The 13,470-nt window shown below is 37.1% G+C and carries 7 protein-coding genes; all 7 read right to left on the minus strand.

The annotated features are described in order from the left end of the window. Positions 1 to 305: 305 nt before the first annotated feature. The 7 genes from PLZ15_01965 to PLZ15_01995 all read right to left on the minus strand — a co-directional run bounded on the left by PLZ15_01965 (position 306) and on the right by PLZ15_01995 (position 13,465). A complete protein-coding gene (locus PLZ15_01965) occupies positions 306 to 2,405 on the minus strand; it encodes a T9SS type A sorting domain-containing protein (protein ID HOI28498.1) in 2,100 nt (699 codons plus the stop codon). Between the two features lie 79 nt (positions 2,406 to 2,484). Then, positions 2,485 to 2,823 carry an STAS domain-containing protein gene (locus tag PLZ15_01970; protein ID HOI28499.1) on the minus strand — a complete coding sequence of 113 codons (339 nt, stop codon included), beginning with the start codon at positions 2,821 to 2,823 and terminating at the stop codon, positions 2,485 to 2,487. Between the two features lie 52 nt (positions 2,824 to 2,875). Then, a complete protein-coding gene (locus tag PLZ15_01975; protein ID HOI28500.1) occupies positions 2,876 to 4,024 on the minus strand; it encodes a SpoIIE family protein phosphatase in 1,149 nt (382 codons plus the stop codon). 4 nt (positions 4,025 to 4,028) lie between these two features. Then, positions 4,029 to 8,057, minus strand: a complete 4,029-nt coding sequence (locus tag PLZ15_01980; GenBank protein ID HOI28501.1) for a GAF domain-containing protein — start codon at positions 8,055 to 8,057, stop codon at positions 4,029 to 4,031. Between the two features lie 45 nt (positions 8,058 to 8,102). Further along, positions 8,103 to 8,468, minus strand: a complete 366-nt coding sequence (locus PLZ15_01985; protein ID HOI28502.1) for a response regulator — start codon at positions 8,466 to 8,468, stop codon at positions 8,103 to 8,105. Between the two features lie 38 nt (positions 8,469 to 8,506). Then, a complete protein-coding gene (locus PLZ15_01990) occupies positions 8,507 to 12,322 on the minus strand; it encodes a PP2C family protein-serine/threonine phosphatase (GenBank protein ID HOI28503.1) in 3,816 nt (1,271 codons plus the stop codon). Then, positions 12,323 to 13,465 (minus strand): FIST N-terminal domain-containing protein, encoded by a 1,143-nt coding sequence (locus PLZ15_01995; protein ID HOI28504.1) that lies wholly within the window; start codon positions 13,463 to 13,465, stop codon positions 12,323 to 12,325. It lies immediately after the preceding gene. Positions 13,466 to 13,470: the final 5 nt, after the last annotated feature.

Raw genomic sequence — 13,470 nt, forward strand, 5'->3', positions numbered from 1 at the left:
AAAAAATGCATGTCAAAAGTAAGAATTTATTTTAATAATCTTCATTTAGAGCAAGAATATTTTTAAGAATTATTCATTTTGAGGTCGCAATTAATCTGCAGACCCATAATTCACTTCACTCAAATTTCCGGAGGGTTCATATTAGAATCAGAGTAGATTTGTTGAATTACCAATGACTAGTTAGAAACAAAGAGAGGATTTTTGGCACACACCAACTTTATAGTTTATTGAAGTTAATTTCTTCACTTTTTAAACATACTATCAAATAGTACTCCGGATTAAAGAGATAATTCTGCAGATAACTTCTACTTCATCAGTATCATTTTCATCATTTTAGAATATTTTCCTGAAAGAATTTTATAAAAATAAACTCCGCTTGAATATTTCGAACCGTCAAAATCAATTTCATGATTACCAGTTTCAAGCTCAGAATCTAAAAGCAAAGAAACCTCCCGCCCCAGAATATCATAAACAATTAATCGAGTTTTAGCTCTCTCCGGCAAATCAAATTTTATCTTTGTAATTGGATTAAAAGGATTAGGGTAATTTTGGAACAATTGAAACGATGTTATACTATCATCTTCTTCATAACCTACATCTGTTATCATTTCCGAAATAGATCTTTTCCATATTCCATATCCTTCGGTACCTGCAAAAAGATAATCTCCTTTTACAAAAAGAGACAGAACTATTTTATTATTCAATCCAATTTGTATCCAACTGTGACCAAAATCCTCTGATAAGAAGAGCCCGTTATCACTACCTAAAAACAGATTATTATTACTAATTGTTAGAGATCTTGGAATAATTCTATTTACCAGGTTAGAACCTGGAGCACCCAGATCAAATGTCCAATCAGCACCGTTACTTGTTGAAGTAAAAATAAAACCCCCTCTTGATATTCCAATTATTTTTTCTGCATTAGAAACAAATGTGAAGATAAGATCTTTAGGAATATTATTATTGACAATTGTCCAACTAGCCCCGTCATCAATTGATAAAAACAATTTCCCGGAATATGTGCTAACTATGATATTGCCCATGTTAACAATCAGATCTAATACATTTTCATCAGCATTAATTGAATCAAGATTAAGCTTCACCCAACTTATTCCTAAATCAGTGGTTTTATAAATTTCTTTTGGAGATGCAACAACAAATAAATTGTTTTCATAGACCTTCAAGCGAGTAATAAAAGCTTCAGCAATGCCATTCTTTATCTTTATCCACTCAGCGCCATTGTTCGAAGATGAATATAATCCATCGTTTGTCCCGACAAATATTTTTTCTCCTATAGCAGCCAGGCTGCTTACCGTTTTATTTGAAATTCCGTTATTAGTCTGAGTCCAATTTGCGTCTGACAATTTGAAGACACCGTAATTTGAACTTAAAAAATAAGTTGCGCCGCTGAAGTGTATGGAATTAACTGATACACCAGTTATTCCTTGATTTATTGGTGCCCACAAATTTCCATTGCTGGCAGACATAAAAACACCGCTATTCGTTCCGGCAAATATTCTGGTTTGAGAACCAGTAAAAGAGAGTATTTCCAATTCCGATAAACCATTATTAATTTGTGTCCAATTATTCCCGTCATTATTTGAGAAATGAATTCCTCCTTCAAGTGAACCGGCATAAATTCCTTCGTCGTTGATAAAAAGGGATGTTATCAAACTATTCTTAAGTCCGTTGTTAGTCTGAACCCAATTCGAGCCAAAATCATTTGATAAAAATATTCCTCTGTCTGTGCCGGCATAAATCTTTGATCGAATTGATGTAACCGAATAAACTTGAGCATAAATCATCTCATTTGCCAGGTCAATATCAACTCCAAAGTATTTGCTGTAATTCCAGATATCTTTCCAAGAACTGCCGTTATCATCTGACAATATTATCTTGTCACGACCTCCATAAATTATCAAATTATTCGGCCTTGGGATTTCCATTTTAAAGACAGGTTCACTTTTAATTTTTGTCCAGCTGTCACCATTATTTTTAGATACATAAAGCCCTTCCCTATAACCGACATAAATATTGTCTCCGCTAATTTTAATATCTCTTATCATTGTGTTTGAATATGGTAATGACAATCCATTTATTGCCTGAGTCCAGGTAGCCCCATAGTCAGTAGATCTATATACACCTTTTCCCAGCGTACCTATAAATATATTTTCTTCAGAAACTGCTATTGAACGTATGTCCAATATTTCATTACCTAACTGTTCCCAATTAATATTATTCACAGAAGAACGAAATAATCCCCTTTGAGTTCCAGCATAGACATAATTACCATCCGATGTTAGCGCAAATACTGTTCCGCCATATGGGCCATCCATATTAGCCCATTGAGCATTCAACCTATTTAATACAATTAGAAATATTACAAGAAGGATTTTGTTTTTCATATCATGATGATAAGAATGATTTCTTTCTTGTTAAAGATAAGAAGTGTTCTTCTTTTATCCTTGGAAATAATTCAGCAAATTAATTAAAGCTCTTCGCAGCTTCATCCACTGAATTAAACAGTTCAAAAATACTTAGCAGTTTTGTAATCGAAAGGACCCCTTCAACCTTATCAGTCACGCCAGCCAACTTTAAATTACCGCCGGCATCTTTAACAGTACTGAATGCTCTAACTATATTGCCAATTCCGGAGCTATTTACATATTTAACATTGGTCAATTCCAGAATAACATTTTTCTTGCCGGACTTAATGTAGTCTTCAATTTTATTATGAAAATCAACCGCTTCAGGTCCGCCCATTAATTTTCCTGAAAAAGAAATTACTACTGCATTATATAGTTCACTTGTATTGAATTTCATTTTGACTCCCGATTCATTTATTGTTTGTTCACGATTTTTTTATGGATCTATGTTAATATTTTTTAATTACAACAAACGTAACATCATCTTCAAGTTCTTTATTGCCAAGCCAGTTCGAAACTTCATTTTTCAGAATAGTAATAATATCATCGCTGTTTTTATTTCCAATTTGTAAAAAAGTATCTGTCAATCTTTGATATCCATATTGTTCATTGCTGCTGTTTTGAATCTCCGGAAATCCGTCGCTTAGAATCAGTATCACATCATTATGATTTATTTCAATTTCTTCAGTATTGTAATTACTATTATTCACTGCGCCTAAAGGGAGATTATGACTTCCAATTTCAACAACCTTTTTATCTGCACTTTTATAGCAAAAAATCGGCGGCATTCCGGCATTCAGTACTTTTAATTTATTTCCATTCAAACTGACCATTGCAAATGCAACCATCATGCGGCCGAGATTTAATGATTTGATCGCATCATTGGCAAGTTTGAAAAATTCCACAAGATCATGATGGGAGGAATTAGTAATAAAAAGTGTTTTCATAATTGAGACCATAATACCAGCTTTCATTCCGTGTCCGGTTGCATCCCCGACTGCAATATTCAGTGAGCCGTCATTATTATTAGAGAAGTCGTAATAATCTCCACCTACCTCGCTTGCAGTTTTCATAAAAGCAGAAATATTAATCCCTTCTATCTGCGGAATTGTATTAGGAAGCATCGATAATTGCAGAGACCGTGCTTCGTCCAGTTCTTTGCGGATAGTAATTAATTCATCTCTGGTCTTCAGAGCTTTTTTGAATGAAACAAGATTGCTCAATGCTTTATTCATTGTAATCTCGAGGTCATTAAAATCGATCGGTTTAACCACAAAATCGAAAGCACCCCCGTTCATTGCAGTCCGGATATTTAAAATATCACCATAAGCAGAAACAATTACCGAGTGAAGAAGCGGATTGTTCAATTCTTTAATTTTCGAAAGAAGAGTAAGGCCGTCCATTTCAGGCATGTTGATATCGGTGAGAACAAGCTCAATTTCATTATCGGCAATTAATTTTTTAAGAGCTTCAATTCCGTTACCTGCAAATTTAAAGCTGTATTTCCCCTGTTTAATCTCTTTCCTGAATTTTTGATTGATGAGCAGTTCCAGATCCGGTTCGTCATCAACAACAAGTATTTTGGGAGTTGTATTCATATAATTATTTTTTATGATTTTTAGGAAGTCTGATTATAAATTCAGTGAATTTACCCTCTTCAGTCTCGAAGAGTAATTCGCCTTTATGCTCTGCAACTACAATATCATAGCTTATTGAAAGACCGAGTCCTGTTCCTTTACCTGTCGGTTTGGTAGTAAAGAAAGGAGTGAAGAGGTCCCCTCTGATTTTTTCCGGAATTCCGTGTCCATTATCCATAACACGAATTTCAATAAACGAATCCGACTCAAGAGTTTTGACCCTGATTCTGGCAGGTTCATCAGTGTTCAATTCCATTTTTTTTCTATGGGCTTCGTAACAGCCGTTGGTAAGAATATTGAGAAATACACGGCTGATATCCTGAGGAATAACCTCAACTTTACTAATTCCTGAATCGTATTCCTTTTCAATTTTAATATTGAATGTTCCGTCCTGAGCCCGCATTCCGTGATAAACTAAATTAAGATCCTCATCGAGCATTGCATTAATATCTATCGGTTGTATTTCACCTGTTTTGCCCCTTGAATGCTGAAGCATACTATGAACAATACTGTCGGCACGTTTTCCATGTTCTTTTGTCTTTTCAGCATTCTGTTTAAGGGAGTTGAGAAGTTCATTCAATTCCTCTAATTCTTCAGAATTGAATTTCGATATGTGTTTATGGAACTCATCTCTTAATTCTTCAACCACTCCAACTGAAAGCTCAGAAAAGTTATTTACAAAGTTGAGGGGATTTTTTATTTCATGTGCAATACCTGCGGTAAGCTGACCGAGCGAGGCAAGTTTTTCCTGGGCAATAAGCTGTTTCTGTGTAGCCTGAAGATCTTCAAGAGTTTTATTCAGCTCTTTGTAGGCATTAGCATTATTTATTGCAATTCCGACGTGAGCGGCTATTGTACCGAGAAGGCGCATATCCCCCTCGTTAAAAACATTTTCTGCCTCGGTGCTCTGTACGCTAAGAACACCAATTATTTCATCCCCTACAGGAATTGGAACACCGAGATAGGAAGCCGAAGGAATTCCAATTCTCTTTATCCCTAATTCTTCACTCTTTTTATTTATTTCTTTATTTATAAGAAGTGGTTTTTTATCCAGTATAATTCTTGAAGATAATCCGATCCCAAGTTGAATTGGAGTCAACTCCTCGCCAAAACAATATGGAAATTCAATCATTTCATTTTCTTTATCCAACAACGCGAGATATACAATATTAGCTTTGAAAAGATCGCGCACTTTTTCACCAACAAGATTTATCAGCTTATCAATCTCAAGGTGCCCAACAATCGCCTGACTGATACTGTTAACAGTTCCAAGTTCAGCTGTATGTTTCTTGCTGTCATCGAGCAGTCTTAGAGTTTCTTTGAACAGCCGCGCATTCTCTAAAGCTACGCTCATACTGTTTGAGACAGTAGTTAGAAGGCGGATATCCGATTCCGAAAAAGCATCCTCTCTGTCATAGTTCTCAATCAGTATTAATCCTTTTGCTTCTGTACCTAATAAAATCGGAACCATGATCAGGGATTTACTCATGTCTGTGCCGGGTATAGTTGTCTTTCCAAAAATTCCCAGTTTTTCTTTTTCCTCCGGAGTATTCTTTTTGAGAAGAAGAGTTTTGCCGGAATCAAGAACATATTTTGAAAGCGGAGTCGGCTTCGATGAATTGATAGTAAGTTTCTCTCCATGTTCATATTCATAATAAAAATGAAGAATATCATTCTCTTTATCATAAAGTCTAATTCCAAGATCCTGGAATCCAAGAGCTTCTCTGAATTTATCCCCGACAAGATTTATAATGGATTCAATATCCATCTCCTGTACAAGTCCTTGCTGAATTGTATTGAGAATGGACAATTCTACATTCCGCTGTTCGCTTTCTAAAAGCAACCGTTTCGTTTCTTCGAACAGTCTGGCGTTTTCTAATGCAACTCCCATATTCGATGCGAGAGTCAAAAGCAGAACTCCATCTTTTTCGGAGTAGAGATTCTGCCTGTCCAAATCCTGAATAGTAATAACACCTGTAGTTTTTCCATTATGAATTATTGGAACGCCTAAGAATGATTCGGGCATTTCACCATCAAGCACCTGGTCACCGCTGTGTTCAATAATTTCCCGGCTCGATCCGAATATCAACGGCAGCTGTGTTTCAATAATTTCCTTTCTATCAGGATCGATATCGATCGGTTTATCGAAGTAGTACCTTTTGTTCTTTTCAATGACGTATCGATGATGAATTTTATTATCAGCCGAGTCATAAGTCGAAATAGAGACAACCTGCGCGTTGAATACTTCTTTAATTTTATCTCCGACAAGATCAATAATGGATTGGAAATCGAGCTGCTTTGCCAATCCTTCACCAACGCTATTAATTATTTCCAACTCAGCAGCTTGCTGTTTGGTTTTATCCAGAAGTTTATTTGTCTCATCAAAAAGCCTTGCGTTTTCTAAAGCGACAATCATACTATTGGTTAGCGTAGTAAGAAGTCTTAAATCAGATTCAGTAAATGCATTTTCTCTATCAACATTTTGAAGGCTCACGGATCCCCTAACCAGATCTCCGGCAATCATCGGGACAAACACAGCAGATTTAGGAGGCTGTCCTGCTGTTACGCCAGAGCTTCCATATTTTTTAGCTGTTTCAACATAATTCTCTTTAATATCGAGCGGTTTTTTAGTCTCGACGAGTAATTTACTGTTCCAATTAAAAGGCCGTGGATCGACATGCTGCCTTTCCCCCTTTTCAATAGCATATTGCCAGTATTCCAAACCTGTATCGTGATCAAATGTTCTGATTACAAGAGTCTGGGTATCCGGGAACAAAGCACAAAGACGATCGCCCACCAGATTATAAATGCCATGCATATCAAGTTCTTTTGCCAGACCCTCCTGAACACTATTGATAACGGAAAGTTCTGCAGTACGCTGCTCGGTTTCTTTTAAGAGGCGGTTTGTCTCGTCAAATAACCTTGCGTTCTCAAGTGCGACGCTCATACTGTTTGCAAGAGTAGTCAGCAAACGCAAATCGGAATCACTAAAAGCATCCTCCTTATCAAGATTCTGCAAACTGATTACACCGGTTACTTCATCACCGGCTATCATTGGTACAAATACAAGAGATTTTGCTCTTTCACCAAACATTACAACATTATCATACTTTACAGCTTCTTTCTCCTCATCCCTATTAATTAACAATGGTTTAACAGTATCAATTACATGCTTGCGAAATCCTTTCAGCGGGCGGGGTCCTATAAGTGTTCGATCACCTTTTTCAAATGAATAGCAATCTTCAATCATATTGCTTTTTTTATCATACTTAACAATATCAATTACCTGGGCATTAAATATTTCTCTTATTTTTTCCCCAACTAATTCGTAGATACTATTGATATCGAGTTCTTTAGCTAATCCTTCCTGAACACTATTGATAATTGAAAGTTCAGCGGTTCTCTGTTCGGTTTCATTAAGTAATCTTTTGGTTTCATCAAACAGTTTAGCGTTTTGTAAAGCAACACCCATGTTTGTAGCAATAATTGAAAGCAGGCGGATTTTTTCATCATTATAATCATTTTTCTTATAGCTCTGAATGCTCACTACACCAATTACTTTATCGCCCGCAATGATCGGAACGCCGATATAGGTTTCTGTTTTTTCTTCTTCCGATTGAACAAGAACTCCTAATTTGATTGCTTCATCAAAGGTGCCATGATATAATGGTCTGGCGGATTTAATAATCTTTGATGTTAGCCCTTCTCCAAGCAGGAATGGCTCTGCTTCCTGATAATCACGATAGAAAGAATATGGAACATGAATAATCTTTGTTGATTCTTCCAACAAAAGGATTTCGGTTACTTCTGCTTTAAAGATATCTCTTACTTTATCACCGATAATTTTGATTATTGTATCAATACTAAGCTGTTTTGAAATTGCTTCACTTACACTGCTTATTATCGCAAGCTCTGCTTCCCTTTGAGCCAGTTGTTTTTTCAATAATTCGGTTTCAGATTCAACCGGTTCTACTTTTGTTTTATTAGCCTTCATTTATAATCCTTATTTATAATAAGAATAGATGGAAAAAATTCTTAATTAAGGGAGCACCTTTTCTTTGAGCTGATCGAAATTTATCGGTTTGGTCATATAATCGTCGCAGCCGTATTCAAGCGCTTTATTATAATTATTCTGATCACCATAGGCGGTAATCATGGCTACTTTCAACTCGGGATAATTGTCTTTTATCCATTTCAAAAGTTCAAGGCCATTAATGCCCGGCATGTTGATATCAGAAAGTATCTGTTTAACCTCACCCGGTCCGTTCGATTTAAGGTAATCCTGAGCTTCCTCCCCCGAAAAAGCAAACAGAAAAGCGAGCTTACCGGATTTTATTTCCTTACGGAATGTCTGCTCAAAAAGTAATTTCACATCTTGTTCGTCATCCACAACCATAATTTTCATAGCAATATCCTTTCAATAATTAGAGATAAGTTTTATTATCACTTTACTTTAACTGCGATAAAAGTAATATCATCATTCTGTTCTAATTCCCCTTTCCAGTTTGCGCCATCCATTTGTAGAGCAGAGATTATTTCATTTGAGCTTTTGCCTCCGTTTTCAGCAAATACTCTCTTTAGTCTATCGTAGCCGTACATTTCTCTATCTGCATTCTGAAGCTCGGGTAATCCGTCGCTAAGTAATAAAATTGTATCTCCGGAATTAACTTCAGTCGAAAAAACATCATATTCGGTTCTTCTCAAAGCCCCAAAAGGTAATCCGTGAAGAGTAACCTCTTCTACAAAATTGATTTCTTTCCTGTATATAAAGACCGGTGGAATTCCGGCATTGGCTATTTTTATTTCCCGTCCGTAGATATTAACCATTGCAAAGGAGATCATCATTTTGTCTAAAGACATTTTCTTTAATATTTCATTAGAGGATGAAAAAAAGTTTTTTATTTCTAATCTAGCTGAATCGGCTATAAAGAGTGATTTCATCATTGAGACGATTGTTCCGGCTTTGAGACCATGGCCGGTGGCATCCCCTAAGCAGATATTCAACGAACCATTATCCTTGAATGAAAAATCGTAATAATCTCCACCTACTTCTGTTGCAGTCTGCATATGCACAGCGATATCAAGCTTGGAAAGTTTCGGCAACTCTTTTGGAAGCATAGCAAGCTGGAGCTGACGAGCATCTTCAAGCTCTTTTGACTTTCGTTCGTTCTCGGCCTGAATAATTTTATTCTGAGCTTCTGCTTTTTGTAAATCGAGGAAGCGGGTATAGGTTCTTTCAAATTCCACAGAAAATCTACGAAGGATTTCCTTTTCTTCCTGAGTGAGTGGCCGTCTTATATCTATGCCAAAACAACCATATTTCATGTAGGCTTCAGTATAATAAATTCCTTCCGGAAAAAATTCCGGCTTGAATTTCACCGCTCCCTTCAGCAATTCTTCCCAGGAAGCAAAGAATGAATCGATTTTACCGGGCGGTACGAATGTTTCATGCACTGGTTGATTACTCTCCCAATCCGCGTAACACTTTGCTGTACCAGGCTCTGTTTTATCTAGTGGATATTTTACGGCTTTACTCTGATACTGCGAAGTACCATTTATGTCATTTACCCATGTTGCCCAAAACATGTGTTCCTGTTTGTCTTCATCTGGCAGCCAGACAAAGGAAAATTCGGAATCAATTCCTAAGCCTAGAAGCTGCTCGTGAAAAGTCTTTGAAATATCATTGAGTTCACTGGAGTGCTTCATCAGCATACTCTGAGTTCTGGTTCGTTCCAGCGCCAGTTCAATCTGCGCTTCACGTTGCTGACGTTCAGCACCTTTCAGATCTTCAAAACGTTTATAGGCTAAATCAAATACACCGGCGAAGCGAACCAATGAAGATAAATCTTCCATTGGAGGATCAACTACTATTCCGGGTAGACTATATCCAATTTCCCCATGTGTAGTGCGAGCCATTATGAATGTTAATCCTCCGATATGACGAATGTCGTCCAAAGTTGGTGCATTGGGATCTACCTGCTCGAAATCTCCAAGTGTGATCATTTTATGAACATATTCTACAGCGGTTTCTACATCCATTGGAAAAATAATAGTAGATTCATCACTCTTTTCCCAATCGGCTAATAACTTTATATCACTGTGGATATGACGGGGCAATGTCATCACCATACCAATCCGCGTACCATCTCCTGAAGTCATAGCTTTTTCATATTTATCGGGTAGCCAGCGCATATGCCAGAAATAATGTGCTTCATGACCTAGTGCAACAAACTCGGATCGCATTGTAACAACAATATCGAGCAGTTCGGAAGACTCGCGCATAGCTGTTACCTGTGAACGGATTCGCTCCAGTGAAAGCTCAATCTGAGCTTCTCGTGCCTGTGCTTCGGCTTTTTGAAGATCGAGGAAACGGGTATAAGTTTGATTGAAAACAGACGCAAAACGGCTTAGAATACCCTGGTGCTCGTCGGACAACGGCTCAAAACTTCCCGTAACTAAGCATCCGAAAATATCAGATGAGCCGGAGAGATATATTTTGTTAACTCCTGCCATGTCCTTCTTTACCGGCTCCGGCAGGTTAGTCAGTTCTGTTTGGCTAAAACCAAATCGATCCCACTCTTCTTTTTCTTTTCCTTCAAAAAGATAGGTCCATTTTTTTCTTCTCTCCTCCCAATAATTAAGATACAACTGATGTGAGGGGTGTTGATTGTTTTGAACAAAAAAACCGTTTTCATTCAGCAGCCCTTCTTTACCGGCCAGCCACCATGTAATACCACGATTTTCCGGGTTTACAATCATGATAAAACACCTATCCAGGTGTGCATCCAGTTTGGAAAGTTCTCCATACAAATGATAAATAAGGGTACCGATTTCAGATGAACTCCTCATTGCCATGGAACGGCTTCTAACTTTTTCCAACGCAGCTTCAATCTGCGCTTCTCTTGCCTGAGCCTCTGCTTTCTGCAGATCGAGGAAGCGGATATAGGATTGTTCAAAAACATTTCCAAAACGTTTTAGAATTTCATTTTCATCATCAGAGAATTTTTTTCCGTTGTGGTTGGTAATGGAAATGCTTGTATAATTCGATATAACAACGGATCTGGTATATCCCCCTTTTCGTGATAACAGTTCCTCTTTTCTTTCCTGAGATAAACTATTCCACGGCGGAAATTTGAAAAGATGTTTGAACAGACTGATCTTTTCTTCGTCGGTGCGATCTTCGGTAAAGAAATTATTTTTTCTTTTGATCGCATTCATTAGCTCAATAATTATTGGGCTGTTTAAAAATGGGACAGTCACTTTTTGTACATAATCAGCTGCGCCGCCGGATGCCCAAAGAGTAACATCTTTATCAACTTCATCATTAATAACGATGAATACTCCACCGTTAATATCAAGATTCATACTGTGCAATTGCTGCGCAAGTATATTTACAACTTCCTGTAATTCGGAAGTATTATGCATAGCAAGACTTCTCGCTCTCACTCTCTCCAGTGCAAGCTGAATTTCCGCCTCTCTTGCCTGTGCCTCGGCTTTTTGAATATCAAGATACCTTTGATATGACAGTTCAAATACCTTAAGGAATCTTTTGAATAAATTTATTTCTTCTTCCGTCAGAGGCTGATAAGTTGAAATCCCTAAAGCAACCGGTCCGAGTGAAAACCAATAATAGTTTAGCGATGAAGCGGTTTCAAGGTAGTTATCAATAAAAACATTTGTCGTTTTCTGATAAGCAATCCAATCTATAACTTCCTTGCCTTTAATATGAGTTATGAAAAATTCTCCCTTTCCTTTTATCATTTTCTCGGCAAATTCCTGATGCAGCTCATTATTTGTATACGTGGTTTCTGTAATAAAGGTTTTATTGTGCTTAGAATAGTATTCGTAATTTGTGTAAGTGCCGTTCTGCTGGTAAAAGATAGCGGTTTGCACATTCCGGATTTCGGCAACGCCTAATAACTCCAGTTGAAGCGAAATTGTTTTACAAACCTCAAGCATATCATCCGGTTTCCTCATCGCCATAGCTACTGTTCGGACTTTCTCAAGAGATTTTTCAATTTCCAGTTCGCGGTTTTGCGCTTCAACTGCTTTTCTCTTTAACTCCAGTTCCTCAATTGTTTCTTCAAGAAGTATGGAAGTTGTTTTCTTAACCTTTTCGGTTCTATCAAGCTTGAAAGCAGTTATCTCTAATTCCTTATTAACATCCTGCAGAGCTTTAACCGCGTTGTTTTTCTCTTCATCGGTAATCTTTTGATTACTCAGAATAAGCCTTATAATATTTTCAATTTTCTGATTCATTTATTTTTCTTTTAATGCAACCCAGCAGCAAGTCATGTTATGGAATTCATTATCACCGCCGGTTGCTCTGCCATACTCGCCATAAGTAAAAAATCCGGCCATCGGAACCTTAAATGCGTTTCTAATTCCATTTACTTCATCTGATGTAAGAGGACCAAAAACATCCAGTCTTCCAATACATGAAAACATAAGAAGGGCATCGGCTTCGGGCATTTCTGCTGATTGTATTTTCTTTGCATCCGCACTTACTTCTTCAATCACTTCAAAATCAGGCGGAAGTGTTAAACGTATTCTATCACCCACTTTTACTCTGCCGGAAACCGCCAATCCTTTATTATCCCAGTTCAATCCCATTGAGGAACGGATCAACGGTTCCCCTTTTTCTTTTGAAAGACTGAGTATTACAGTACCGATATTAAACTCTTTATACTTTTCTTCAGTTAAGTTTAATCCCAGAAATTTCGGCATTAATTCAGCTGCCGGCTGATTATCAATCTCCAGAATCCAGTTATCCTCAACTTTAGTAATTGTCTTTTGAGTACCAACCGGTTTTTGTCCTGTTGCTGCCCGTCCTTTTACAATAACATTATTATTATCAATTACTAGAAGCAGAATACCATTATTCGTTTTTTTATTATTTGTGAATGTAAAAGTTTCCTTGAATCTAAGGTCATCGCCGGCACCGCCTCCCCAAATAACAGCATCTTTACCGGCTACTTCTGAAATACTATAGAGAATTTTTTCGCTGACAGCCATTTCTGTAATGTCAGCAACACTATTAGAGAGAATGAATGCCGGCTTCTCATAAAGCTTCATTGCATTGCCGGTCATGGTTTTCGCTAATTCAACCGGATCAGTTTTTCCATATTCCTCTAGTAATATTTTAAAGTTTGCTCTATTCATATCCATAAGCAGAATCGAAATACTTTCACGAAGAACTTCGCTATCGCATATTTCACCGCTGGAAGTAACTCCGAATATCTGGATATTATAACTATTCATTATGCTGATAATCTCATTGCGCTCATGTTTTATTGAGATAAATACAAATGCCAGTGTTGGCTTAAAACCATCGGACATGCTTTCAATAAGAGCAGATTTAATTTCCTGAACCGACTTTCCATTAATTGATTTTGCTTTCATAATTT

Source organism: Melioribacteraceae bacterium (genome assembly GCA_035362835.1).
GTDB lineage: Bacteria > Bacteroidota > Ignavibacteria > Ignavibacteriales > Melioribacteraceae > DSXH01.

What these genes read in the sequence shown, in the direction of transcription:
- PLZ15_01965 (HOI28498.1), bottom strand. Translation starts at nt 2,405, where the DNA reads ATGAAAAACAAAATCCTTCTTGTAATATTTCTAATTGTATTAAATAGG.
- PLZ15_01970 (HOI28499.1), bottom strand. Translation starts at nt 2,823, where the DNA reads ATGAAATTCAATACAAGTGAACTATATAATGCAGTAGTAATTTCTTTT.
- PLZ15_01975 (HOI28500.1), bottom strand. Translation starts at nt 4,024, where the DNA reads ATGAATACAACTCCCAAAATACTTGTTGTTGATGACGAACCGGATCTG.
- PLZ15_01980 (HOI28501.1), bottom strand. Translation starts at nt 8,057, where the DNA reads ATGAAGGCTAATAAAACAAAAGTAGAACCGGTTGAATCTGAAACCGAA.
- PLZ15_01985 (HOI28502.1), bottom strand. Translation starts at nt 8,468, where the DNA reads ATGAAAATTATGGTTGTGGATGACGAACAAGATGTGAAATTACTTTTT.
- PLZ15_01990 (HOI28503.1), bottom strand. Translation starts at nt 12,322, where the DNA reads ATGAATCAGAAAATTGAAAATATTATAAGGCTTATTCTGAGTAATCAA.
- PLZ15_01995 (HOI28504.1), bottom strand. Translation starts at nt 13,465, where the DNA reads ATGAAAGCAAAATCAATTAATGGAAAGTCGGTTCAGGAAATTAAATCT.